Source organism: Brevibacterium iodinum ATCC 49514 (assembly GCF_900169265.1).
Lineage (GTDB): Bacteria > Actinomycetota > Actinomycetes > Actinomycetales > Brevibacteriaceae > Brevibacterium > Brevibacterium iodinum.
On record NZ_FXYX01000001.1, the window covers coordinates 547,987 to 573,867 of the forward strand.

21 protein-coding genes are annotated in these 25,881 nt (G+C 64.6%); 12 read left to right on the forward strand and 9 right to left on the reverse strand.

Annotation, left to right across the window (positions count from 1 at the left end; genetic code table 11):
- Positions 1–162: 162 nt before the first annotated feature.
- The 5 genes from BI49514_RS02500 (at position 163) to narI (ending at position 8,527) form a co-directional block, all read left to right on the forward strand.
- Positions 163–1,446 (forward strand): MFS transporter, encoded by a 1,284-nt coding sequence (locus BI49514_RS02500; RefSeq protein WP_244195238.1) that lies wholly within the window; start codon positions 163–165, stop codon positions 1,444–1,446.
- Complete coding sequence (locus tag BI49514_RS02505) at positions 1,443–5,246, forward strand: nitrate reductase subunit alpha (protein ID WP_420808567.1); 3,804 nt, start codon at positions 1,443–1,445, stop codon at positions 5,244–5,246. The genes BI49514_RS02500 and BI49514_RS02505 overlap by 4 nt, the downstream gene beginning before the upstream one ends.
- A 62-nt stretch (positions 5,247–5,308) precedes the next feature.
- On the forward strand, positions 5,309–6,961 hold the full coding sequence (narH, locus tag BI49514_RS02510; RefSeq protein ID WP_101543930.1) for a nitrate reductase subunit beta: 1,653 nt from the start codon (positions 5,309–5,311) through the stop codon (positions 6,959–6,961).
- A 1-nt stretch (position 6,962) separates the two neighbouring features.
- Positions 6,963–7,799 carry a nitrate reductase molybdenum cofactor assembly chaperone gene (narJ, locus tag BI49514_RS02515; RefSeq protein WP_101543931.1) on the forward strand — a complete coding sequence of 279 codons (837 nt, stop codon included), beginning with the start codon at positions 6,963–6,965 and terminating at the stop codon, positions 7,797–7,799.
- On the forward strand, positions 7,796–8,527 hold the full coding sequence (narI, locus tag BI49514_RS02520; RefSeq protein ID WP_101543933.1) for a respiratory nitrate reductase subunit gamma: 732 nt from the start codon (positions 7,796–7,798) through the stop codon (positions 8,525–8,527). Before narJ ends, narI begins: the two co-directional genes overlap by 4 nt.
- Positions 8,528–8,587: 60 nt before the next feature.
- On the opposite strand, the gene BI49514_RS02525 is transcribed toward narI, so the two are convergent.
- A complete protein-coding gene (locus BI49514_RS02525; protein WP_101543934.1) occupies positions 8,588–9,325 on the reverse strand; it encodes a helix-turn-helix domain-containing protein in 738 nt (245 codons plus the stop codon).
- A 208-nt stretch (positions 9,326–9,533) separates the two neighbouring features.
- On the opposite strand from BI49514_RS02525, the gene BI49514_RS02530 reads away from it, so the two are divergent.
- Positions 9,534–11,258, forward strand: a complete 1,725-nt coding sequence (locus tag BI49514_RS02530) for an amidase (protein WP_101543936.1) — start codon at positions 9,534–9,536, stop codon at positions 11,256–11,258.
- A gap of 4 nt (positions 11,259–11,262) precedes the next feature.
- On the opposite strand, the gene BI49514_RS02535 is transcribed toward BI49514_RS02530, so the two are convergent.
- Positions 11,263–11,997 carry a DUF998 domain-containing protein gene (locus BI49514_RS02535; protein ID WP_101543937.1) on the reverse strand — a complete coding sequence of 245 codons (735 nt, stop codon included), beginning with the start codon at positions 11,995–11,997 and terminating at the stop codon, positions 11,263–11,265.
- Positions 11,998–12,096: 99 nt separating this feature from the next.
- Here BI49514_RS02535 and BI49514_RS02540 point away from each other — a divergent pair, with 99 nt between their 5' ends.
- Positions 12,097–12,870: an isocitrate lyase/PEP mutase family protein gene (locus BI49514_RS02540; RefSeq protein WP_101543939.1), complete on the forward strand. Its 774-nt coding sequence runs from the start codon at positions 12,097–12,099 to the stop codon at positions 12,868–12,870.
- Positions 12,871–12,939: 69 nt separating this feature from the next.
- On the forward strand, positions 12,940–13,701 hold the full coding sequence (locus BI49514_RS02545; protein WP_101543940.1) for a VOC family protein: 762 nt from the start codon (positions 12,940–12,942) through the stop codon (positions 13,699–13,701).
- Between the two features lie 99 nt (positions 13,702–13,800).
- Here BI49514_RS02545 and BI49514_RS02550 read toward each other — a convergent pair whose 3' ends face one another.
- Together BI49514_RS02550 and BI49514_RS02555 are read right to left on the reverse strand one after the other, a co-directional pair.
- The gene (locus BI49514_RS02550) at positions 13,801–15,939 is read right to left on the reverse strand and encodes a RecQ family ATP-dependent DNA helicase (RefSeq protein ID WP_101543942.1); all 2,139 of its coding nucleotides are present in this window, start codon (positions 15,937–15,939) and stop codon (positions 13,801–13,803) included.
- A 51-nt stretch (positions 15,940–15,990) separates the two neighbouring features.
- Positions 15,991–16,464, reverse strand: a complete 474-nt coding sequence (locus BI49514_RS02555; protein WP_101543943.1) for a hypothetical protein — start codon at positions 16,462–16,464, stop codon at positions 15,991–15,993.
- Positions 16,465–16,612: 148 nt separating this feature from the next.
- On the opposite strand from BI49514_RS02555, the gene BI49514_RS02560 reads away from it, so the two are divergent.
- Positions 16,613–17,197 (forward strand): TetR/AcrR family transcriptional regulator, encoded by a 585-nt coding sequence (locus BI49514_RS02560; protein ID WP_101543945.1) that lies wholly within the window; start codon positions 16,613–16,615, stop codon positions 17,195–17,197.
- Between the two features lie 37 nt (positions 17,198–17,234).
- On the opposite strand, the gene BI49514_RS02565 is transcribed toward BI49514_RS02560, so the two are convergent.
- The gene (locus BI49514_RS02565; RefSeq protein WP_244195239.1) at positions 17,235–18,134 is read right to left on the reverse strand and encodes an ArgP/LysG family DNA-binding transcriptional regulator; all 900 of its coding nucleotides are present in this window, start codon (positions 18,132–18,134) and stop codon (positions 17,235–17,237) included.
- 70 nt (positions 18,135–18,204) lie between these two features.
- On the opposite strand from BI49514_RS02565, the gene BI49514_RS02570 reads away from it, so the two are divergent.
- Positions 18,205–18,804 (forward strand): LysE/ArgO family amino acid transporter, encoded by a 600-nt coding sequence (locus BI49514_RS02570; protein WP_244195240.1) that lies wholly within the window; start codon positions 18,205–18,207, stop codon positions 18,802–18,804.
- 28 nt (positions 18,805–18,832) lie between these two features.
- Positions 18,833–19,321, forward strand: coding sequence for an AAA family ATPase (locus tag BI49514_RS02575; RefSeq protein WP_244195241.1), 489 nt, complete (start codon positions 18,833–18,835; stop codon positions 19,319–19,321).
- A gap of 322 nt (positions 19,322–19,643) precedes the next feature.
- Here BI49514_RS02575 and BI49514_RS02580 read toward each other — a convergent pair whose 3' ends face one another.
- Both BI49514_RS02580 and BI49514_RS02585 read right to left on the reverse strand, forming a co-directional pair.
- Positions 19,644–21,821, reverse strand: a complete 2,178-nt coding sequence (locus tag BI49514_RS02580; protein ID WP_101543948.1) for a YhgE/Pip domain-containing protein — start codon at positions 21,819–21,821, stop codon at positions 19,644–19,646.
- Between the two features lie 39 nt (positions 21,822–21,860).
- Entirely contained in the window at positions 21,861–22,718 is an 858-nt protein-coding gene (locus BI49514_RS02585) for an ATP-binding cassette domain-containing protein (RefSeq protein ID WP_101543949.1), read from the reverse strand.
- A 333-nt stretch (positions 22,719–23,051) separates the two neighbouring features.
- Between BI49514_RS02585 and BI49514_RS02590 the strand changes: the two genes are divergently transcribed.
- Positions 23,052–23,312: a hypothetical protein gene (locus BI49514_RS02590; RefSeq protein WP_101543951.1), complete on the forward strand. Its 261-nt coding sequence runs from the start codon at positions 23,052–23,054 to the stop codon at positions 23,310–23,312.
- Between the two features lie 309 nt (positions 23,313–23,621).
- On the opposite strand, the gene BI49514_RS02595 is transcribed toward BI49514_RS02590, so the two are convergent.
- Together BI49514_RS02595 and BI49514_RS02600 are read right to left on the reverse strand one after the other, a co-directional pair.
- The gene (locus BI49514_RS02595; RefSeq protein ID WP_101543952.1) at positions 23,622–24,224 is read right to left on the reverse strand and encodes a DUF805 domain-containing protein; all 603 of its coding nucleotides are present in this window, start codon (positions 24,222–24,224) and stop codon (positions 23,622–23,624) included.
- A gap of 267 nt (positions 24,225–24,491) precedes the next feature.
- Positions 24,492–25,805, reverse strand: a complete 1,314-nt coding sequence (locus tag BI49514_RS02600) for an MFS transporter (protein WP_101543954.1) — start codon at positions 25,803–25,805, stop codon at positions 24,492–24,494.
- Positions 25,806–25,881: the final 76 nt, after the last annotated feature.

Consider the following 25,881-nt stretch of genomic DNA (forward strand, 5'->3'; position numbering starts at 1 on the left):
TATGATGTATATCACTTTGTGACCCCGTGGGCGAGGTTCGACCTTCCTCACAGACGCGGCCCGAGCGGCCTCCTGATTAAACACGGTGGAAACTATTCCACTTTCCCCTCAACTCTGCTGTGATCGAAAGCAGTCGGCACATTCGTCGAGGAGGGGCAGAATATGTCACAGCCTGAGATGCATCAACCATCGACCGCCGGATCACCTGCTTCGGCTACGAAAGCGCAGCGGACCAGAGCACTGATCTTCGCTACCCTCGGCTTCACTGTGACGTTCTGGGCCTGGTCGCTCATCAGCCCCCTGGGACCACACTTCGTCGAGGAGAAACTCACCGACGACTCGGCGCTGCTCGTCGCCGTGCCCGTCCTCGTCGGCTCACTGGGACGAATCATCGTGGGAGCGCTGACCGACCGCCTCGGCGGACGTTTCATGATGTCATTCATCGCCCTCATCACGGTCATTCCGGTGCTCTTCGTCGGCTTCATCGGCCAATACAACTACGCCACACTCATCGTCGGCGGATTCTTCCTCGGCGTCGCCGGCACGAGCTTCGCCGTCGGCGTCCCCTACGTCAATCGCTGGTTCCCCAAGGAGTCCCGCGGTTCAGCCATCGGCGTCTACGGCATAGGCATGGGCGGTACCGCGATCGCGGCCTTCACTACCGTGCCCCTGTACAACATCTGGCCACAGCTGCCCTTCGTGGTCGCAGCCGTCGTCCTCGTCATCTACGCGCTCCTGGCTTTCACGTTGATGCGCAATCCGCCCGACTGGCAGCCCGTGCACCAGAGCCTCATCAGGTCCTTGGGACAGACCATGTCGGTGAAGCTGACCTGGCAGGCGGCTTACCTCTACGCTCTGGCCTTCGGCGGCTATGTCGCCTTCTCCGTCTACCTGCCGACGTTCCTCACCAACGACTACGAGCTCGAACCCGGCGACGCCGCCCTGCGCATGGCCGGCTTCGTCATCGTCGCCGTCGTCACCCGACCCCTCGGAGGCATCCTCTCCGACCGGATCGGAGCCGTGAAGACCCTCGGCGTCGCCTACTCGCTCGTCGCAATCTGCGCGATCGCCCTGTCCTTCCACCCCCTGGCGTTCATCGTCTATACCTCCGAGTTCATCGTCATGTCAGCCGGATTCGGCTTGGGCTCCGGCGCGACCTTCGCGCTCATCGCCCAACGCTCCGACCCGGCCCGGGTCGGTTCGATCACCGGTTTCGTCGGTGCCGCCGGCGGACTCGGCGGGTTCGTTCCCCCACTCCTGCTGGGAGCGATGTGGTCGGCCACCCAGGACTACTCCCTCGGACTGCTGCTGCTCGCCGGCTTCACGGTCCTCGCCCTGCTCATCACCCTCTGGATCGGTTCGAGCTCACCTGGGGCCGAGCCAGCCGGATCCGACGACGCCCCACAGCCTCGCATCAGCGACGACGACAAGGAGATACGGTCATGACCACCGAGCACATGACACAGCACGGAGACCATCCCACGCCGAGGGAGTCAACGGGGCAGAAACCTGAGAGCCCCGGCATCGACAATTCGCTCATGGATGCCCTCATCGGCACCCGCAAGTTCTTCTCTCCGCGGGCCACGATGAGCGAGGACGGCCGGGAGATCCACTTCAAGGGCGGCCGGCAGGGCGACTCCTTCTACCGCAACCGCTGGTCACACGACAAGGTCGTCCGCTCCACCCATGGGGTCAACTGCACGGGTTCATGTTCCTGGCACGTCTACGTCAAGGACGGGCTCATCACCTGGGAGTCCCAGGCCACGGACTATCCGAGCCCCGGACCGGACATGCCCGAATACGAACCGCGCGGCTGCCCCCGCGGTGCCTCATTCTCCTGGTACACCTACTCCCCCACCAGGGTCCGCTACCCCTATGTCCGCGGAGCCCTGCTGCGCCTGTTCCGTGAGGCCAAGGCCGCCAACGGCCACGATCCGGTGCTCGCATGGAAGTCCATCGTCGAAGACCCGGTCAAGGCCCGCCGGTACAAGTCCGTGCGCGGCAAGGGCGGACTCGTGCGCGCCACCTGGGCCGAAGCCGTCGAGATCGTCGCGGCCGCCTATGTCTACACGGTGAAGTACCTCGGCCCCGACCGCACCACCGGGTTCTCCCCCATCCCGGCCATGAGCCCGGTCTCCTTCTCTTCCGGGGCCCGCTTCCACCAGCTCATCGGCGGTTCGATGCTGTCCTTCTACGACTGGTACGCCGACCTGCCGCCTGCCTCCCCGCAGGTCTTCGGCGACCAGACCGATGTGCCCGAATCCGGTGACTGGTGGAACTCCTCCTACCTCATGATGTGGGGCTCGAATGTGCCCCTGACCCGCACCCCCGACGCCCACTGGATGGCTGAGGCCCGCTACCACGGGCAGAAGGTCATCTCCATCGCCCCGGACTATGCGGAGAACGTGAAGTTCGCCGACGAATGGCTGGCCCCGGCCACCGGCACCGACGGCGCTCTGGCCATGGCGATGGGCCACGTCATCCTCAAGGAGTTCTTCGTCGATGCGACGACGGACTACTTCGACGGCTACGTGCGCAAGTACACGGACCTGCCCTTCCTCGTCGAACTCGAGGCCGTTGACAAGGGGCGGTACCGCCCCGGCCGCTTCGTCACCGCCACCGACCTCGGCAGCACCGTCACCGCCGAGGCCGACACCGAGGATGCGCAGTTCAAACCCGCACTCTGGGACAAGACCACCAAGGCCCCGGCCGTGCCCAACGGCACCCTGGGCCACCGTTTCGCCGCCGACGGCGAAGGCAAGTGGAACCTCGATCTTGAGGACATCGACCCGGCCCTGTCCATCGCCGAGGCGGTCACCGGCGAGACCAGTACCATCGGATCCGCGGAGTCCGTTGAGATCACGCTGCCGCGCTTCGACACGGCCGCCCAGGGCGAGATCGACGAGATCACGCGCGGAGTTCCCATCGTCCGCCTCGGCGATCGGGTGGTGACCACGGTCTTCGATCTCATGCTCGCCGAATACGGGGTCGGACGTGTTGGTCTGCCCGGGACCTGGGCGGAGAACTATGAGGACGCGAGCAGTCCGAACACTCCCGCCTGGCAGGAGGCGATCACGGGGGTGCCGTGGCAGGCCGCGGCCCGCATCGGACGCGAGTTCGCGCAGAACGCGCGCGATTCGAAGGGCCGGTCGATGATCATCATGGGCGCGGGGACGAACCACTGGTTCCATTCGGATCAGACGTACCGGACCTTCCTCACCCTGACCACGCTGTGTGGGACGCAGGGCGTCAACGGCGGCGGCTGGGCCCACTATGTCGGGCAGGAGAAGATCCGCCCCTTCACCGGCTGGCTGCACCTGGCCAATGCGCTGGACTGGGTGCGTCCACCGCGGCAGATGACGCAGACGACGTACTGGTATATGCACACGGATCAGTGGCGCTACGACCAGTTCGGGGCCGATATGCTCTCGGCCCGGGCCGGGCAGGGCAAGTTCGCGGGCATGTCCACCGCTGATGCAATCGCCCAGTCGGCTCGGCTGGGCTGGCAACCGTACTATCCGACCTTCGATGCCAATCCCCTCGATATCGCCGAGGCGGCCCACGAAGCGGGCAAGTCCAGCGCCGATCACATCGTCGATGAGCTCAAGGCCGGCAATCTGCGCTTCGCCGCCGAGGACCCGGACGCGGAGAACAACTATCCGCGGATCTGGTCGATGTGGCGGGCGAATACCCTGGGTTCGTCGGCGAAGGGTGATCAGTACTTCCTCAAGCACCTCCTCGGCGTGGACAATTCTGTCTCTGCCGATAAAACTCCCGAACATCTGCGTCCCCGCGACGTCGACTGGCGCGACGAGGCGCCGGAGGGCAAGATCGACCTGCTGCTCACCCTGGACTTCCGGATGACCACGACGACGCTGCATTCGGATGTCGTGCTGCCGGCGGCGACGTGGTACGAAAAGCACGACCTGTCCACGACGGACATGCACCCCTTCGTCAACACGTTCAACCCGGCGATCTCCACCCCGTGGCAGTCGCGCAACGACTGGGATACGTGGGCGACGATCGCGAAGCGGTTCTCCGAGCTCGCCCGCACTCATCTGGGTACACGCACGGATGTCGTCGCCCAGCCGCTGCAGCACGACAGTCCCGATGCGCTCAATACCCCGCATGGGCGGGTCAAGGACTGGAAGTTCGGCGAATGCGAACCGGTCCCGGGCAAGACCATGCCCAAGCTCGTCGAGGTCGAACGCGATTACACCGCCATCTACGACCAGTACACGACGATCGGCCCGCTGCTGGAGTCCCAGGGCATGAACGCCCGCGGCATCCGCTATGACGTCGACCATCATGTCGAGCGGCTGCGCCGACTCAACGGGGTGGCCGCGAAGGGCGCGGGCAAGGGCCAGCCGCGCCTGGATTCGGACCGGCGGGCCGCGGACTTCATCCTCGGACTGTCCGGAACGACGAACGGCGTCATGGCCACCGAGGGCTTCAAGAAGCTCGAAGTCCGCACCGGCCAGAAGCTGGCCGACCTGTCCGCCGAACACGAAGGCAAGCAGGTCTCCTTCGAGGACGCGAAGGCCGCACCGGTACCCGTGATCACCTCCCCCGAATGGTCGGGATCCGAATCCGGCGGGCGCCGCTACTCCCCCTTCACGATCAATGTCGAACGGCTCAAACCCTGGCACACACTCACCGGTCGGTATCAGTTCTACATCGATCACGATTGGTTCATCGAGATGGGCGACGCGCTACCGACGTTCCGTCCGCCCCTGGACATGAATGCGCTGTTCGGAGAACCGCAGATCGGGGACTCGGACGGCACCTCGATCGCTGTGCGCTACCTGACCCCGCACAACAAATGGGCGATCCACTCGATGTATCAGGAGAACTTCTTCATGATGAGCCTCGGCCGCGGCGGACAGACGATCTGGATGAGCGTCGAGGACGCCGAGTCCGTCGGCATCGCCGACAACGACTGGATCGAAGCGATCAACCGCAACGGCGTCGTCGCCGCCCGCGCCGTCGTCTCCCACCGCATGCCCAAGGGCACGGCGTTCATGCATCATGCGCAGGAGCGCACGGTCAACGTCCCGCTCACGGAGACGACCGGTCAGCGCGGAGGCATCCACAATTCGCTCACGCGGATCATGATCAAACCGACCCATCTCGTCGGCGGATACGGGCAGCTGTCGTTTGCCTTCAACTACTACGGGCCGACGGGCAACCAGCGTGATGAAGTCACGGTGATCCGGCGTCGGACCAACCAGAACGTGGAGTACTGAGCAGCCATGGCCCACACAGACGACCAGCAGCGGACACCGACTCGGGAACAGGAGGCACACTGATGAGAATCATGGCGCAGATGGCGATGGTGATGAACCTCGACAAATGCATCGGCTGCCACACGTGCTCGGTCACGTGCAAACAGGCGTGGACGAACCGCAAGGGCACCGAATACGTGTGGTTCAACAATGTCGAAACCCGGCCCGGGCAGGGTTACCCGCGCGGCTACGAGGACCAGGAGAAATGGCAGGGCGGGTGGGCGCTGTCGAAGGGCGGTCGCCTCAAGCTCAAGGCCGGGGGCAAGCTGAAGAAGCTCGCGTCCATCTTCTCGAATCCGAAGCTGCCGGGCATCGAGGACTACTACGAGCCGTGGAGTTACGAATACGACAACCTGCTCTCGGCCCCGGAGCAGAAGCACATTCCCACGGCCCCGCCGAAGTCCCTGCTCACCGGCGAGCGGATGGACATCAAATGGTCGGGCAACTGGGACGACGACCTCGGCGGCACCTATGCCAAGGCCGATCTCGATCCGATGCTCAAGTCGATCGGCGACAAGGTCAAACTCGAGTTCGAAGAAACCTTCATGTTCTACCTGCCGCGCATCTGCGAACACTGCCTCAACCCCTCCTGCGTCGCCTCCTGCCCCTCGGGTGCGATCTACAAACGCGAGGAGGACGGCATCGTGCTCGTCGACCAGGACTCCTGCCGCGGCTGGCGGATGTGCATCTCCGGCTGCCCGTACAAGAAGATCTACTTCAACCACCGCACCGGCAAGGCGGAGAAATGCACGTTCTGCTATCCGCGCATCGAGAACGGCGAACCCACCGTCTGCGCGGAGACCTGTGTGGGGCGTCTGCGCTATATCGGGCTGGTCTTCTACGATGCCGACCGTGTCACCGAGGCGGCTTCGGTCCCCGATGAGCAGGATCTCTTCGCCGCGCAGAAGGATCTCATCCTCGACCCGTTCGACCCGGATGTGATGGACGCGGCCGAACGCGCCGGAATTCCGCACGACTGGATCATGGCCGCCCAGCGCTCACCGGTGTACAAGCTCATCAAGGACTACGATCTCGCCCTGCCGCTGCATCCGGAGTACCGGACGATGCCGATGGTCTGGTACATCCCGCCGCTGTCGCCGGTCGTCGACGTCGTCAAGGACACCGGCTACGACGCGGAGAACGCCGTCAACCTCTTCGCCGCGATCGACGAGCTGCGCATCCCCATCGAGTACCTGGCGAACCTCTTCACCGCCGGCGACACGGATGTCGTGGCCGATGTGCTTCGGCGCATGGCGGCCATGCGGGCGTTCATGCGCGATATCAACATGGGCGTCGAACCCGATGAGCGCATCCCGCACTCGGTGGGGATGAAGCCGGAGGAGATGGAGGACATGTACCGGCTGCTGGCGATCGCGAAGTACGACGAACGCTATGTCATTCCCGCCGGCCATTCGGAGCAGGCGCACAGCCTCGAGGGCATCGGCTCGGACTGCCCGCTCAACGCCGAGGGCGGGCCCGGGATGAACGAGATGCCCGATATCGCCTCCAGCGGATTCGCGGGTACTACGGGGATATCGGATCCGCTGGCCGAACGCAGCGCCGAGGACGGGGAAGAGCGTTCGCATCTGCGCGGTCGGCTCAACCTGCTCAACTGGGACGGGAAGGGCCGACCGACCGGACTGTTCCCGACCGCCGACGGACCGGCAGGGGCCTGAGATGTACCGACCGCTGAAGTTCCTGTCCAAGTGGACGAAACGCGCTTCCCAGCATGCGGAGTCCGGTGGGCAGACGGCCCCGGGAATCGACGATGAGGCGCTGCGTGCCGTCTTTGCGGCGGCATCCTGGCTCATCGACTACCCCGGTGACGATCTGCTCGAACGGCTGCCTCAGATCTCTGCGCTGCTCGACCAGGCGGGAGTCCCCGATCATCTCAAGGACGATTTGGACGAGACGATCGGCCACCTCGGTGCCGGTGATCCCATCGGACTGCGCGCCGACTATGTCGAAACCTTCGATACCAGGCGGCGCGGTTGTCTGTTCCTTACCTATTTCTCGAACGGCGACACGCGCAAGCGCGGGCAGGCGCTGTTGGAGATCAAGGAGATCTACCGGGCGGCAGGGCTCGACATGGACGAATCACAGCTGCCTGACCATCTCACCTATGTGCTCGAGTTCGCCGCCGGGCACGATCTTCGCGCCGGGGTGCGGATCCTGCTGTCCAACCGGGCCGGGATCGAATTGCTGCGTCTCCACCTCGACGAGATCGGCTCGCCCTGGGCCGGAACCATCCGCGCGGTCTGCGGCACCCTGCCCGCCCTCGACGGAGATGACATCCATGCCGTCGAACGGCTCGCTGCCGAAGGACCGGCCACGGAGACGGTGGGACTCGACGGACTCGGAGGATACGGCGATCTTCCGCCGAGCGCGGCCGAGACCACCGCGGCGATGACGGCGGCTGCCTCGGTGTCGTCTGGGGCGGCTGCGGGACCGTGTTCGGCCGGTGGCAAACAGACATTCATCCCGCTGACGGACGTGACAGGAGAGCGATCATGAACTCACCGACGGTGCTCGAGACGTTCCTGTGGGTGATCATCCCCTACATGGCGTTGGCCGTGTTCATCCTCGGTCATATCTGGCGGTTCCGACGTGACCGCTTCGGTTGGACGACGCGGTCGTCGCAGATCTACGAGTCGAAGCTCCTGCGCATCGGTTCCCCGCTGTTCCACTACGGAATCATCTTCGTCTTCCTCGGCCACGTCGTCGGCCTGGGGATTCCGAAGTCGTGGACTGCGGCGGTGGGCATCACCGATCACATGTATCACTTCATGGCGATCACGATCGGGCTCGGCGCAGCTGCGGCCACGGTCGGCGGGCTGGTCCTGCTCATCTACCGTCGCAGAACGAACAATCGGGTGTTCGGTGCGACCACCCGGCTCGACAAACTCATGTATCTCATGCTCTCGGTCGTCATCCTCGCCGGGGTCTATTCGACGATCTTCGACTCGGCACTCGGCGGGTACGACTACCGGGAGGGCGTGTCCGTATGGTTCCGACAGTTCTGGGCATTCCAACCCGATACCGCCCTCATGTCGACCGCCCCGATCGGATTCCAAGTGCACGTGCTCGCAGCGATCCTCATCTTCGCGCTGTGGCCCTTCACCCGACTCGTCCACGTCTTCGCCGCACCACTGGGATACCTGACCAGGCCGTACATCATCTATCGGTCGAAGGACAGGCAACGTCAGCCCCAGCGTCGCGGCTGGGAGACCATCGACTACTGAGACAGGCGAAAGCGGGGACGGACGGTCAATCGAGACTGACGGTCATCGGGGCAATGACGATCATCGCGGGCGGTCGCCTTCGCCTTTTTCGCCATCGGCCCTTTCGGTATCGGCCCCTTCCGCATCGGACGCTTCGGCTTCAGTGCCTTCTGTTTCAGCGCTTTCGGCATCGAGCGGATTCGGGCATCGGTGTTCGCGAAGCAGGATCTGGCAACGGGTCTCTTCGACATAGGGCTGCAGGCGGTCGAGTTCGAGCGGTCCCGGCACCTGGCTGAGGAGGTCTCTGACGATCTTCGCGTGAATGCCGCAGGCGATCGCGCGCTCCTCGCCGACCATCCGATAGTGCGGGCACGGTGCCAGCGAGATCCGCAGGTCCTCTGCATCGGGCTCGGGCTCCATTCCCGAATCGTCGAGATGTTCGTAGAGCAGATCGAATTGGGCACCTGCTTCGTCGCCCAGTTCGTCGAGCTCCGCCGGCCTCAGTTCGGCTCCGGGCGCGAGGCGGCAGAGCACTTCGTGGTGTTCGCGAGCGCGAGCGATGCGTTCGGCTGCGGCCGCGTTCGACTCCGGATCGTCGACCGGATGGTAGACCATCGGCGGCCGCCCCCGCTCCCCTGTCGATTCGGACTGCAGGTAGACGAATCCTTCGTCGATGAGCACTCGCAGGTGGTCACGGGCGGTGTTGATGTGCAGACCGGCCTCTTCGGCGAGCTCTTTGAGTCGGCTGCCCGGGCGATTCTGCACGGCGCCCAGCAGCAGGACTCGGCTGACCTCGGCCAGTCCTCGAAAATCGTTCACTCTTCGCGGCATGCCATCACATCCTTGCGACTGCCTCAGTGGGGAACTGCTCGGAGACTATCTCCACCCCGATTCTACAACTTATAGAATTTGGTTTCGCGGGGCCTCGGGCAACGAAATCCGCAGCCCATCCTCGTCGAATCGGCGCTACTCTGGGCAGGAACACACCCATATCGCGCACGCACCGCCGAGTGCCCGGAGGAAGATCATGTCGAAGTTCGATGTCGTCGAAGCGTCCATCGCCGATCTGCGAGCCTCCCTCGAGGACGGCCGTACCACCTCGGTCGAGCTCGTCGAGGCCTATCAGGACCGGATCGCGGCCTTCGACGGCCCCGACACCGTTACGAAGCTCAACTCCGTGATCGTGAAGAATCCGCAAGCGCTGACCGAGGCGGCCGCCTCCGACGAACGACGTGCAGCAGGTGAGACGTTCGGCCCCCTCGACGGGATTCCGTACACCGCGAAGGACAGCTACATGGTCGCTGGCCTCACGGTGGCCTCCGGGTCCCCGGCCTTCGCCGACCTCATCGCACAGAAAGATGCATTCACAATCGAACGGCTGCGCGCCGGCGGCGCCATCTGCTTGGGGCTGACGAACATGCCGCCGATGGCCAACGGCGGGATGCAGCGCGGACTCTACGGTCGCGCCGAGAGTCCCTACAACGCGGACTGGCTGACCAGCGCCTTCGCCTCGGGGTCATCGAACGGTTCGGGCACGGCCACGACGGCGAGCTTCGCAGCCTTCGGCCTCGGCGAGGAGACGTGGTCCTCGGGTCGGGCACCGGCGTCGCACAATGCGCTCGTCGCATACACCCCCTCACGCGGGGTGATCAGCGTGCGCGGAAACTGGCCGCTCGTGCCGACCATGGACGTCGTCGTCCCCCACACTCGCACGATGGCCGACCTGGCTGAGGTCCTCGACGTCATCGTCGCCGACGACGAGCAGACTCGCGGAGATTTCTGGCGCGTGCAGCCCTGGGTGGAGGTCCCGAAGGCGAGCGCGGTGCGCCCGGACTCCTATGCGGGGCTGCTGCCGGAATCGGTCGACGCGGCACAGTCGGTGTTGGCCGGCAAGCGCCTTGGCGTGCCGCGAATGTACATCAACGCCGATGACGAGGCCGGGACCAATCCGGACGGCGGCATCGGCGGGCCCACGGGTCAGCGGATCGACACCCGCGCCTCGGTGATGGAGGCCTGGCAGGCGGCGCGAGCCGATCTCGAATCCGCAGGCGCCGAGGTGGTCGAGACCGACTTCCCGGTCGTGAGCAACTATGAGGGTGACCGGCCCGGTGCGCCGACGATCGCGACGCGGGGGTTCGTCACCGCCGCCTACCTCGATCGGGAGATCAACGACCTCTCGTCGTGGGGGTGGGATGATTTCCTCGCCGCGAACGGCGACCCGGATCTCAATACCCTCGCCGAGGTGGACGGTTCGTTGATCTTCCCCCACCCACCGGGCGCCCTGCCGGATCGCTACGTCGGGTTCGACGATGACATTGCGACCTACCCGGAGCAGGTGCGCACAAATCGCTACGCCTCGGTCACGGAGATCCCGGAGCTCGAATCCGGTGTGCGGGGGCTCGAGGAGACCCGCCGGGTCGACCTCGAGGAGTGGATGGATGAGCTGGGCCTCGATGCGGTGATCTTCCCGGCGATGGCCGAAGTGGGGCCGGCCGATATGGACGTCAACGAGGCTTCGGCCGAACTCGGTTGGCGCAACGGCACGTGGGTGGCCAACGGCAACCTCGTCCCCAGGCATCTGGGCATCCCCTCGGTGACGGTGCCCATGGGCACCATGGCCGACACCGGGATTCCCGTGGGCCTGACGATCGCGGGACGGGGTTGGGACGATTCCGCACTCATCGAGATCGCCGCGGCGTTCGAGGCAACCGGTTCCCGTCGGCAGGTGCCGCCGCGGACGCCGCGGCTGTAGAGCTTCAACGCCCGGAAGCGAGTTCGCGTTTTCGCCTGGAGGCGTCACGCAGCTGCATCCATCCGGCGAGGATGAACCAGATGAGGAACGGGTAGGACGCGGCTCTCTCAACGATGCCGACGGGCAGGTTCCAGGAATCGGGAGCGGCCAAGAACAGGGCTCCGGCGAGACCGAAAGCGCCCAGTCCGAGCGTGAGCCCGCCGAATTCGACGGGGCCGATCCAGCGCTTCTCGGGCCAACGACTCAAGGCGATGCCTGCGGCGAGCAGACCGAGATTCTGGATTGCGGATCCGCCGAAACCGAAGACAGTATGCAGAGTCGGATCGATATCGGCGGGGACCATCCCGGTTCCGGCCAACAGCATTCCGCCGGCAGCGAGCAGGAAGGACCCGCACCTGCCCCAACGACTCGGGGCGATCCAGTCGTGCCAGATGAAGGCGATGATCGCGAGCATCGATCCGGCGATGATGGAAACGCCGTTGACGAAGGGATGAGCTGGTGAGCAGACCTCGATCGGAGTTCCGACGTCTCCCCAGTCCCCGCATCCGGTCATCCCAAGATGGCTGATGGGTTGCCGAGTGAACGAATAGCCGGACTCGGACATCAGCGCAGCGGGGATCTCGATGAGGATCGTGGCCATGCCGGCAAGCACGGCGAGGAGTGCCCATACCCGCTCGGGTTTGGGCGAAACGCGGATGGTGCCCGAACCGGCCACCTCTGCTCCTCCGTACGGCGACATCGGATGTTGTTCACGCTATCACTGCGCCTGCCTGAAACCTTCTGGTGAACCAGTCCGACCCCTGGCGTGTCGAGGCACAACAGTGGAAAAGTATTGACCATGGTCGATTACACGGTTCTCGCCGAACGCGCTTTCACCCTCCTGCAGGGACATCACCAGGACGAACCTCTCGTGCTGCCGACCGTCTGGGATGCCTGGTCGGCTCGTGCGATGGTCGACGTCGGCTTCAACGCTCTGAGCGTCGGGTCGCACCCGCTCGCCGATTCGCTCGGGCACGGCGACGGTGAGCAGATGACGCTGGAGCAAGCGCTCGAAGGGATCTCACGGATCACCTCGGCGGTGAATGTTCCCGTCACCGCGGATCTCGAATCCGGCTACGACACCCCCGCCTCCGAACTCATCGCCGGCCTCCTCGATGCCGGAGCGGTCGGTGTGAATATCGAGGACACGGTCCACAGTCGGGGCAGCATGCGCAGCCCCGAGGAGCATGCTGAATACATCTGGAGCCTGCGCCAAGCCGCGGAAGCGCAGCGGGTGCACGTCGTCATCAATGCCCGCACCGATGTGTTCAAATATCCCGGCGACTTCGAGGATCCCACCGCCGAGGTGGTACGACGTCTGCGTCTGTGCACCGACGCCGGCGCGGACTCCGTCTACCCCGTTCGCCTCCCCGATGTGGGCACTCTCAAATCGATCCTCGCGCAGATCACGCTGCCGCTCAATGTCACCGCGCACCCGATCAAGGGCGCGGTGCCCGAAGAACTCGACCTCTCTCAGCTCGCTGAGCTCGGGGTCGGGCGCGTGACCTTCGGTCCGCTTCTGCAGGCGGCGCTGACCGACTGCTTCGCGGATTTCACGCGCGCTTGGCAGTAGGGTCATCCCGCTGCCGTCGGCACTATTCACTGCAACTCATCTCCCCCCCCCATCACAAGAGGAGACGCAATGCTTGCCAACCCCCGCGAAGGCCAGCCGATCTGGATCGACTATGTCTGTCAGGACTTCGAGGCCGCCCAGAACTTCTACACTCAGCTCTTCGACTGGGAATTCACCGACATGGGTGAGGACTTCGGCCACTACAACATGATCACGAAGGACGGAGGCAACGTCGGCGGCGCCATGCGAGCAATGAACATGGACGGCACTCCGAGTCCGGAGATGCCCACGGTCTGGTCGACCTACCTGCACACTGGGGACATCGCCGGAACCCACCAGGCAGCTCTGGCTGCTGGGGCAGCCGATGTCGTCGGCCCGATGCCGGTCGGCCCGCTCGGCCAGATGGCCGTCGTCGTCGATCCGACGGGTTCGCCTATCGGCATGTGGCAGCCCGGAGAGTTCTCCGGCTTTGACACTCCGCTCACTCCGGGAACCCCCGTATGGTTCGAACTCATGACGACGAACTACCAGGCTGCGAACGAGTTCTACGGCAACGTCTTCTCATTCGACATCGTCCCTATGGAGGGCTTCCCGTACTCGACGCACGGCGACGGTGACGCGGCTGTGGCCGGAATCTGTGACGCCAGCGAGTGGGCACAGAATTCCTATTGGCGCACCTACTTCAACGTCGAGGACGCCGATGCCTCGTCAGCGAAGGTGACCGAGCTCGGCGGCAAGGTGCTCGCCGGTCCCGAAGACTCCCCGCACGGACGCATCGTCACGGTCACCGATCCGGAGGGCGCGACGTTCCAGCTTCAGCAGAATCTGTGACCGTCACCAATCGATGTGATCCGCTGCGGCGCCGATCTCCTCAAGCCGCAGGCTGAGGAATCGTCGCCGCAGCGGTCTTCCCTGTCGTGCTCCGCGACCTCAGGCCCGGAGTGCAAGGGCAAATGGCAGCACCGAGGTGGCTCCCGCCTTGCGCAGCAATCGTGCACAGACCGTCATCGTCCACCGTGAGACGACCTCGTCGTCGACGAGCAGCACCGATTTCCCGGCCACTGCCTCCTCGACCTCCGGTGGAACAACGAAGGCTTCGTAGAGGTCCTTGACGCGGAAGGCACTGTTGACATCAGGTGTGCCATGGTCGCCGACCTGCAGAAGCTCACCACCGTCCACAAGTCGGCCGGCCGCGGCGAGATTCGCGGCCAGAGACCGCACCGTCACAGGACGGCGATTGCTCGGGATCGATACGACCACCTCGGGCCGTGTTTTCCAATCCCACTGAGCCAGGACTTCAAGACACCACTTGCCGATCTGACCGGGCACCTCGGCGTCGGGAGCATCAGGGGCGAGAAACGAGCGCAGACTCTGCCCCTGACCAAGGTCGGACAGGCGGGCGATCGCACGTCCTTCATCGGCGAGCTCTTCTGCCGGGATCCGGCCCTTGAGCGGGACGCCGATGTTGGCCAGGCCGCTGGGCCAGGTGCTGCGCGGCTCGATCGGCAAACCGATCTTGTGCAGGTTTCCGGCCGCCGCTTGGCGCTGTTCGTCGGAGATCTCGGCGGAGAACCACACTCCCGCACAGTTGTCGCAGCGGCCGCACGGCTGCGGGTCGGGATCGTCGAGCTGCCGGATGAGGAACTCCATCCTGCACTGCCCGGTCGCCTCATAATCGAGCATGGCCTGGGCCTCTTCGGCCCGGACGGCTGCGACCTTCTCATAGCGTTCCCGGTCATAGGTCCACCCCAGCCCGGTTGAGACGTATCCGCCCTTGATCTTCGATACTGCGTCTTCGACTTCGAGGGTCTTGAGCAGCAGGTTGAGTCGGGAGCGTTTGGTTCCGACCAGGGTCTCCAAGCGGGCCACGGACAGGGGGCCGTCCGCCTCGGCGAGGGCTGCGAGCACGGCATTCGCATCATCCTGGTTGGGCATCGACGCGGTCGCGAAGTACTCCCAGATCTGTTCGTCTTCCGCACCGGGCAGCAGGAGGACGTCGGCGGAGTCCGTGGCGCGCCCGGCGCGACCGACCTGCTGGTAGTACGCCACGGCTGAGGAGGGCGCGCCGAGGTGGATGACGAATCCGAGGTCGGGTTTGTCGAATCCCATGCCCAGCGCCGAGGTGGCCACCAGCGCCTTGAGTTGGTTGTCCTTGAGCTGCTGCTCGAGTTCCGCGCGTTCTTCGGCATCAGTCCGGCCCGTATAAGCGCGGACCTCGTGGCCTTGTTCGCGCAGCATTCGGGTGATGTCCTCGGCGGCGGAGACTGTAAGCGTGTAGACGATTCCGGACCCGGTGAAGTCGTTCAGGTGCGAGGCCAGCCAGGCGATGCGGGCGCTGGCGTCGAGGCCTGGGAGGACGCCGAGGCGCAGGGAATCCCGGGCGAGTTCTCCGCGGACGACTGTGGTGTCGTCGCCGAGCTGTTCGGCGACGTCGGCGACGACGCGGGAGTTCGCGGTCGCGGTCGTCGCGAGTACCGGGGTGTCACGTGGCAGTTCGGACAGAATCCGGCCGATGCGGCGGTAGTCGGGACGGAAATCGTGGCCCCAATCGGAGATGCAGTGGGCTTCGTCGACGACAATGAGGCCGAGGAAGGCCAGCAGCTGCGGCAGCACTTCATCGCGGAACTGCGGATTGTTCAGCCTCTCCGGGGAGACGAGGAGAACGTCGAGGCTGCCGGCCTTGAGGTCCTCGAGCACGGAGTCCCATTCGGTGACGTTCGAGGAGTTGAGGCTGGCGGCACGGACTCCGGCACGTTCGGCCGCGGCGATCTGGTCGCGCATGAGCGCCAGCAGCGGGGAGATGATGAGACTCGGCCCGGTGCCTGAGGCCCGGAGCATCCGAGTGGCCACGAAGTACACCGCGGACTTGCCCCACCCGGTGCGCTGGACGACGAGGACGCGTTTCTTCGCCTGCACGAGGTCGCGGATGGACTCGAGCTGGCCGTCGCGGAACCGCGCGTTCGGATTCGCGGTGAGCTCGGCGAGGATGCGCTGCGCCTCGATCGCGAAGCCATCAGGGGTTTCGGGCGACTCGGCAACGGGTGGGGATGTCGGGGTGGATTCCGTCATGGTGCCAGTCTAGGTGGAGGGTGTGACACGACCAGACCGAGCGGCCGTTCCTCAGCGCAGCGCCAGCTCGATGCCCAGGGTGGCGAGCACTCCGAAGAGGACGCCCCAGAGGATGATCGAGATGACCTGCCAGAAGGCCACAACATTGCGGTTGGCACCGAAACCGACCATTGCGGACGAGGTGATCTGCGAAGGCAGGAGTGTCTGGCCCAGCAGCGAGACTCCCGGCACGCCGAATTTGTCGAACATGCGCTTGAGCCGCTGTCGTTTCGGCTTCCCCTCGACCTCTTTGTTCTTCGTCGCCTTGTCGCGGATGGCACCGGCCCCGTAGACGAAGGCGAGCATTGAGATGACGTTACCGATGATGGCCATGAGGATGGCGACCACGGGGTGGAGTCCGATCGCGACGCCGATGACAGCGCCGAAGTACGACTCGACGAAGGGGATGGCCGAGACGAGCAGAATGCCTGCCCACTGCAGCCAGTCGGGGATGTTTCCGGCGAATTCCTGCAGACTGTCGATCATGAGGGCTCTCTCTTCTTCTGTTGGGGTCCTCTGGTCGGGTCAGCACACTGTTCCTGCCGCGCCGTTTCGACGCCTTGGCACACCGTACTAGTACAACGTACTATACACTGAGCGAAAGCGTCGTTGTCAATGAAGCGAGGAGTCACGGTTGTCGAAGCGAGACGAGATCGTCGCCGCGGCCATCCGCTTGGCCGAGGGGTCGCAGCCTGGGTATGCGAACCTCAGTGTGCGCGCCGTGGCCAAGGAAGCAGGGGTCGGACCATCGACGCTGCGCTATTACTTCCCCACCCAGGCAGACCTCCACGAAGCAGTCGCGAGGCGCTCCATCGACACCGTAGTCAAGGACTTCTCCATCGCTGATGCGAACCGCGACCCGACCGACCGGCTCTATGAGTGCTGCGCCCAGTTCCTGCCGACCCATGAGCATCGAGATGTGCAGCTCGAAACCTGGTTCTCCATGCACCTGCATGCCCTCGGGGCAGAGAAGAGGGCAGTCTCTCGGCGCCTCCTCGAACACGGTCACCGCGTCACTTACGACAGCCTGCATCGCTGGCTGAATCTGCTCGCCGAGGAGGGGCATCTCGACCCCACCGAGGTGGCTCCGACCGCTACAGCGCTCTTCACCACCGTCGACGGCATCGCCCTGCACTCGATCATCTCGCCCGAGACCATGACCGTCGACGCCGCACATGAGCAGGTCAAGTGGACGATCAGCAAGCTCCTCAGCTCCTGAGCGGATCAACAGAGGGCAGTTCAGCTCCACCCCCGAATCACCGCATGTCGGCGGCAGCGCGGCGCAGCGCGCCGGTCAGGCGAGAGAGCTTGTCCGAGGCCAGAGTCCAGTGGTGCCAGTACAGCGGGACGTCGATATGCGGCTCGGAACCGATCTCGACGAGGTCGGATTCGAGACCGTCGAGCTGCATGACCGGAACCATCCCCCAACCGAGGCCCGCTTCTACCGCGGCTGCGAACTCCGCCGATCCCGGCACGACCGACATCGGCGGCCGCCGGTCGACACCGCAGCGGCGGAGGAACTCGAACTGCAGGTCGTCGTCCTGTCCGAAATTCACCATCGGCAACCTGGTCAGATCCGCCTCGGTGCCGGTGGAATGTCGATCAAAGAGGGAGCGTTCGGCCACGGCGGTGTAGCGCATCGTCCCGAGCTCGGCGACCGTCGTCCCGTACCCGCCGGTCGCCGTCGAGGTGATCGTGCCGAGCACCTCCCCCGAGGCCAAGAGCGGCAGCGCTTTGTCCTGGTCGACCATCTCGATGCGGAGGACGACGTCATCCCAGCCGGCCGCCTCGGCGAAGATCGGGCGGAACCACGTCGCCATCGAATCGGCGTTCACACCCATCCGAAGTACGGTGGGCTCGCTCCGCCCCGCACCGGATCCGCCCGCACCGAGGGAGTCGGCGTCGATGCCGTGCAGCCGGTCGAGCGCCTCGGACTCGAGCAGCTCGACCTGCCGGGCATAGCGGAGTATCGCCTGCCCTGCCTCGGTGACGATGATCGGATTCGTTCGTCGGATGAGCACCTGCCCGAGGCGGGACTCGAGTGTGCGGATGCGCTGACTCGCCGCCGAGGCAGTGATGCCGAGGACGAAGGCCGCACCCTCGACGGTGCCTTCGTCGACAGCGGCGGCGAGCGCTTTGACGTGATCGATGTTCATGAAGCAATTGTGCATCAGATGCATATTCTGTTGTTTTTCTTCTGATCGGTCGGTCTCTAATGTTGAGTCCGTGCTCACTCATCTCGTCACCGGACTCCTCACCGGCTGGTCCCTCATCATCGCCGTCGGCCCGCAGAACGCACTCCTGCTGCGGCAGGGGATCCGGCGCGAGCACCTCGGCGTCGTCGTCGCCATCTGCATCGTCGCCGACGTACTGCTCATCGCAGCGGGCACGGTGGGGATCGGGGCGATCGTTCTGCTCGCGCCGTGGGCGCTCGAAGTCCTGCGCTGGCTGGGTGTGGCCTACCTGCTGTGGTTCGCGTGGACGAGCCTGAAATCGGCTCGCGATGCCACCGGACTGAAGGCGGACACTCATCAGCGGTCCCTCAAATCCATCATCGTCACCACTCTGGCGCTGACGTTCCTCAACCCCGGCGTCTACATCGACACCGTCGTCATGCTCGGCAATCTCGCGAATCAGCAGGGTCCGGACGGGGTGTGGCCGTTCACATTCGGGGCAATGCTCGGCTCGATCAGCTGGTTCCTCGTCATCGGCTACGGCGCCCGTGGGCTCTCCCGTTACTTGGGGCGGCCGCGAGTCTGGCAGGTCCTCGACGTCATCATCGCCGTCGTGCTCGTACTGCTGGCCGCGCGGCTGGCGCTGGGGTAGCGGGGAGTCTCCGCGGTGGGAGCTGGAGGTGCGCGATCACGTCGAGGCTCCTCCCGAGCTGAGCGAACACCTGCAGATCGTCCGTGGAGCGACGACGAATCGCAGCGGATTCTTCCTTCGCGCTGAAACGATGCACGACAACATGGCCTATCTCATGAGCGTCGGTTCGGTGCGCGGCCATCACTATGCGCAGCGCTCGCACGGCGAGATATTCGTCGACATGCTCACAAGCCGTTTCATGGAGCTGGGACTGTGGATCCTCGACGAGCCGGAGAGCGCCCTGTCGTTCACGGCCTCGCTGACTCTTCTTCAGCTCATCCGCCAACGCCAGCGGAAGGGCCTGCAGACCGTCATGGCCACCCACTCCCCCGTCCTCGCCCGAGCCGACAACGCGAAGATCGTCGAGGTCGGCGACTGGGGACTGCACGAATCTGCATGGGAGGGCCTCGACATGGTCGATCACTGGCGCCGCTTCCTCCACGACCCGCAGCGATACCTGCGCTACCTCGACGACTGAACTGCCGCCTACGCCCGCGATGCCGGCGACGACCCCGCTCCTTGCTCTGCTGACACGCGCAGCTTGCACCTGGGAGGGCCCCAACACCGCGGCGGCGCCTGCTCGAGCACTTCCCCACTGGATTTCGCTGAATTGCTGGGTCGATCCGCGGCGTTTCACGCCGTAGAAACACCGCGGATCGACCTAACAATGCGCCGACAGCTCTGGCACCCGCAACTGGCCACGCCCGCGCTGCGATCAGGCCTGTAGTTCGCAGCAGCCCTGTGTCCCGCAACAACTCTGCAGCCCGAACCCCAAGGCACGATCCCGCAATCGGCCCGGCCTACAGCTGCAGGCTGGGGTGCAGCTGAGTGAGGGTGACCATACGCTTGCGGCTGCAGACCACGGTTGTGGCGACCAGGGAGATTGCAGTCATCAGCAACAACACCACGGCCGCTTGCGCTGCGATGAACATGTCGCCACCGGCAACCAGGGTGCGCAGACCGTTGACCGCGTGCGTCATCGGCAGGAACGGCGAGATGATCTGGAAGATCTTCGGTGCCGTCTCCACCGGATAGGTTCCGCCCGCCGAAGCGATCTGCAGCATCAGCAGGACCAGGGCGATCAGTCTGCCGACACCGCCCAAGGCCGCGACACATAACTGGTGCACGGAGTGGAAACATGCCGCTGCGAGCATCGAGAACAGCAGAGTCCACAGCCACGCTCCCGCCGAAAAGTCCAAGGCGAAGGTGAGGATCGCATAGAGAACTGCGACCTGGGCGATGCCGAAGAGCAGCCCGGGAACGTAGCCGGCCCAGGCGATCCGCGACGAGGTCGCCGATGAGAACAACGCCCGATATGGAATGGCGTTGATGACCATATAGGTGATCATTCCGCCGATCCACAGGGCCAAGGAGACGAAGAATGCGGACAGTCCCTCGCCATAGGCGTCGACGGCGTTGTCCTTGACCTTGTCCGCGTCAACGGGAACAGCTACGACATCCGAACGATTCTCCCGATCCTTCTTGTCGTAGGTCGGGATCTGCTCGAGTCCCTTCTGCAGACCATCGGCGAGTTCGCCGGAGCCGTCATCGAGTTTGCCAGCGCCCTTGTCGAGTTCGGTCGACCCGTCAACGAGCTGTTCCGAACCGTCCTTGAGATCACCGGCTCCGTCCTTAGCCTTCGCCGTGCCGTCCTTGAGCTGGACGGCACCGTCATGGAGGTCACCAGCTCCCTTGGCGAGCTTTCCCGCACCTGCGTCGAGCTTGATCAGCCCGGAGTGGAGGTCGTCGGCACCGGTCGCGACCTTCTGCGCTCCGTCGTCGAGCTGACCGATCTTCTTATCCGCCGTGCGGATCTTGTCCATCACCCCGTCGACCGCGTCGGTCAGCTTGTCCTCGAGGCTCTTAGCCTTATCCTTGGCATCCGAGGCGCGCTTGTGCGCGGAATCGAGGTCCTCGCCGAGGCCGTTGGCATCCTCGGCGAGCTTCTTGACGTTCGGGTCGTCCGGATAGTCCTCCTGCAGCTGCTTGATCCGGTCGTCCATGTCCCCTCGCACGGTGGTTCGGGCATCGTCGAAGTCCCCTTCGGCGCGCTCGAGCTTGGGGCGGGCCCCATCGACGACGTCATCGGCCTTTCGTTTGACATCCTCGGCCTTCCTCGTGGCCTCGTCGGCGGTATCACGCAGCTCCGAGGTGCCGTCGGCGACCTGCCCTGCGCCGTCGGCGAGTTTCTTCGAACCGTTCTTCGCCTCTGTGGTGGATTTGGCCAGGGTGTCGGCACCGTCGGCAAGGTCGCCGCTGCCTTTCTTCAATTCACCTGCGCCCTTATCGAGGTCGATGAGCCCGGTCTGCAGGGTTCCGATGCCCTTGTCGAGCTTCGTCGTCCCACCGACGAGTTCGCCGGTACCGTCGTGGAGTTGGCCTGCTCCGTCGTGCAGTTCGGCCGCACCGTCTGCAGCCTTCTCCGTCTCGGAGTGGATATCGTTGAATCCGAGATACACCTGGTTGACGTACTCGGCGGTCGTCGTCTTACTCAGTCCATCCTTGATCTCGGAGAGGATGGTCCCGGCCATCTGCCCGACGATGAAGTTGTGGGCGTCGTCGGTGCGCAGCCGCAGCCCTGCCTGCTCCGGATCGTCACCGCCGGTCGACACGAGCATCTCGGAGAAGTCCGAGGGGATCTCGAGGACCGCGAAGTACTTCCCTTCAGCCAGCCCCTCGTCGGCTTCTTTCTGGCTGGTCTCCTGCCAGTCGAATCCGCCTTCGCCCTTCGGCGTGATCTCGTCAACGAGTTCCTGACCGGCGTCGAGCTTCTCTCCGTCCGAGTCGGGCTTCTCGGCGCCGGTATCCTCGTTGACGATCGCTGCCTGCAGCTTGTCGAGGTGCCCGGCCGGGTCCCAATTCGAGGCCAGGTAGAGCCCACCGTAGATCGACGGGATGACGATGATGACGATCATCGCCAAGCGCGTGATCGTGTGGCGTTTGAATCGTGAGAGTTCTAACCAGGGCAGGGAGAACATTCAGGAATCTCCTCGGATTCGTATACGTGGGCAGGAAGTTCAGTGTTCGGAACCGCGATGAGCGGGTGAGTGCGGCGGCAGCTCGAGGTCGACCAACGATGGCTCCGCGCGGAAGCCGAGCGATCTGGTGGCGATGTCGAGTTCACTCGAGTCCTCGCACGAGACGATGACCGTCAGCGGGTCCTCGCGATCCCGTGATCTGCGCAGCTGCTGGTAGATGAGGATCCCAGCCCAAGCACGGGCCCGGTCGGCGGATTCGCGCAGGTAGTCGATGTTATCGATGACGACGACGGGCGGGCGGCTGAGACTCGCCAGCCCGAACTCGAGGAAGAATTTCTGCAGCTCACTCAGCTCGGAGACGAATACCTCTCCGTCATCGTCGATGAGGAAGTCCGCGCGTTGGGCGTCCTGCTTCGAGAGCGTCCCCGGTGGGAGGTCGTCGACCATCTCACCGGCCGTGGTGAAGGTCTCCCGGATGAGAGCGATGACCTCACGCAGAGTCGATTTCGACGCCCACGGCTTGTACCAGGGCTGGAGCATGATCTGCCGTTCGGCGACGTGCTGGGCGACCGTGAAATCGTCCTCAAGGTCCGTCAGCCCGCCGATATGTCCGACCGCAACCTGCCCGCGCACGGTGCGGGCCTGCTTGCGGATATCGATAGCGCCGAGGCGGCCCTCCCCCGCGGAGACCCGCATCCTTCCAGCCAAGGACAGGAGGAGAGAGGTCTTCCCGCTGCCGGCGGGCCCGCGGACGACGGCGATGGCACCGGTCGGCACCTCGAGGTCGATATCGGTGAACACATCGCCCTGTTTGCCGGACAGCGACCAACCGCGCAGCACGACCGCTGGCGCGTCGATGTCGGTGTCCTCGGCGAACGTGTCCGTAGTGCTCTCCATAGCCATCGCTCCCAATCGTCTGTGCCTTCGTCGCTCCGGTCAGTGCCGAAGAATTCTGCACCGCGCAGGTGACTGCAGAATACGCCACTACCGGCACGTGGGGGGTGCGCAACGGGCGACTCCATGCGAAATTACCCATTGGTAACTCCAATGAATTCTCTCATGAAAATAGTGGGAGAGTGACCCGAGAAGACCCAGTTGTCACGAATTGCACATCGGTTTCCTGCACAGAGTCCGTGCGGTCTTTCGATGGGACCGCGGCGCCCTCTAGACGGCCGGGACTGCAAGGCGATTTCAGGGGCGGGGTCGCACTACCGAAGACGTCGATGTCCCTTGTCATACGGCGACGAGCTCAAAGGGCTGCCTACGCTGTCAGTCGGTCTGTTCTCTATCGGCGACTCTTCCCTGCTCAAGGCGACACGTGTGCTGGTCGGCGTTTCCTCCGCGCGGCGGTGGGCGATCGCCACGTGGCTCATCCCGGCGCTCGTCGCCGGGGGAATCTGGCGACATGCGTTCTGGATCGGACCAGCGGTCTGGGAGATGGTCTTCGTAACCATGGTCACCTCATTCGTCAGAGCCCTCCGCAGTCGCTGATCGGTCGCACCTCCTCGGCGGGGCGTGTCAGAAAATCAGCAATCGGCGCCGACGTCGGGTCGCCTCGGCGAGGGGATTGCAGTCGCGCATCGGGCACCACCGAGTTCCATTCCCACCACACGTCGCACCTCACCCCGGTCCTCGCAATGCGCCCTCCCGGCAGCACAACGCCCCGCCGGCGGCATCTTGCACCGCTGCAAAGGTGCGAGATGACACTGACGGGGCATGATGGCTGCGCAGCTGTGTTACGTGTCAGGAACTAGACGTGATGCTCCGTCCGAGCACAGGCGCCGCAGTCAGACCTCGGAATCAGACGTCGAAGCGCTGACCCTCGGCCTTAGGCGGCATGATTTCCATGACGAGCACAACGATTCCGCCGATAGAGGTCAGGGTGAGCAGGTAGAAGAGGCCGGAGAAGCCTGCATCATGGAGGCGGCGCCAGGAGACAGCGATCGACGGCACGATCGTGGCCAGGACAAACACGCCGAGAAGGACTCCGCCGATGCCCATCAGTGCAACGCCGCCGCCCGAGGGCGCCCCGCCCCCGTAGGGATCGGCGGAAGCAGAAGCCGCCATCATCACGGCTCCGATGACGACGAGAATGTAGGGCACCAGCGCAACGAGAACGCAGAACAGCGTCGCCCACCAGAACTCACTGCGCGAGGCCCGCCCGCTGAACTTCGCGTAGTTCTTGAAGAAGCGCTTGACGGCCTGGCCGAAGGATGCGCCGTAGAGCGGCAGTGACAGGTCATCGGGGCTGGCGGCACCGCGTGGCGCTCCACCGAAACCCTGCACTCCGTAGCCCTGGCCTCCGTAGCCCTGGCCGGCCGGCACTCCGGCTCCTGGCGCCCCTTGACCGGGTGTGTCGGAGTTGTATGCTGCATTCGCGTCGTAGGACATGATGACCTTCATCTGTAGGTGACGTTTCTGGTCGCATTCCGTCGTCGATAAGCAGAGTTCTCTCAGTCGATCTTCAGATTGCGCGAACTCTATTCTGTCCTAGGCTCTCCGTCGATCATTTGTCGAACCGGTTTCAGATCTGCAACACAGCTCTTGATTCACTCACTTGTCATGGTCCGGACACGGAAACGGCGCCCGCACAGATCAACTGTCTGCGCGGGCGCCGTACTCCACATCGGGTTCCGTCCCGGGTGCCCAGCTTCGAAACGGACGTGAGACTCAGGCGTCGCCTCCGGTGAGGGCATAAGCCTCGTCGACCGGCGACTCATCGATGTGCCCGTCGACGCGGCGCAGCGCCTTCCACCCTAGTGAGATGACGACGACCGACAGCAGCACGGCCCCCGCACCGAAGAGGTACGGAGATCCTGCACTGATCGATTCCGACACCGCACCGGCGACGATCGGCGCCACCGCACCGCCGATGAAGCGCACACCCGAATACGTGCCAGATGCGACCGGACGAGGCAGGTCGCTGACCTCCATCGCCGATTCCGTGAACACCGTGTTGAGCACGCCCAGAAGCATGCCCGCCACGATGATGCAGACGATGATCCCGGCCAGCGACTCGACGAGGAAGGACATCACGCCAAGCAGCACGGCCAGTGCGACCAGGGTGACGATGAGGCTGCGACGACGCCCGATCCGCTTGGTCAGCACGGGAGCGCCGAACACCGAGGTGATCGCCACGCAGATGCCCCAACCGAAGAAGACGTAGCCGAGGCCCATGGCGCCGAAGTCCTCCATGCCCAGCTTCGCGGCGGCAGCCTCGACGGGGAATGGGCTGTAGGCCAGCAGGATGAAGAAGCCGAAGTTGTACAGCAGAGCGGAGACGCCGAGGATGGCCACACCCGGGCGAGCCAGCGCACGGAAGGTGGCGCTGAGCCTGATCGGCTCCGCCGACGCTCCGTTCGAGCTCGTGCCGCTGGGCAGCAGCACGATGATCGCGATGAAGCCGATGGCCATGAGGACGGCGGTGCCGAAGAACGGCCCCCGCCAGGAGATTCCGCCGAGGAGCCCGCCGAGCAGCGGGCCGGTGGCGATGCCGACGCCGAGCGCCGCCTCGTAGAGGATGATCGCCTTGTCCGCACCCCCGGAAGCAGCACCGACGATCGTCGACAGAGCGGTGGAGATGAACAGCGCGTTGCCGAGACCCCAACCTGCACGGAAGCCGATGATCTGGTCGACGGAACCGGAGAATCCGGCCAGAGCCGCGAACGCGACGATGAGCACGAGACCGATGAGCAGCGTGGTCTTCGCACCGATGCGGGATGACAGGAAGCTCGTGAAGAACATCATTCCGCCGGTGATGAACAGATAGCTGGTGAACAGCAGCATCGATTGGGCGGGGGTGGCGTGGAGCTCGGCCGAGATGGCCGGCAGGATCGGATCGACCAAACCGATGCCCATGAAGGCGATGACCGCAGCGAACGCGACCGCCCAGACGGCACGCGGCTGGCGAAGGATCGACGCTCCCGCCCCGGAATCGCCGGGTGTTTCGTCCCCTGGAGTTTCGTTGTCTGCTGACGCTCTCATCTGCTGGTCGCGTCCCCTTTCCTATGGTGCGTTCCGCTCCGAAATCCGCTTCGGAAACGTGGTTGAAAAACTGAGA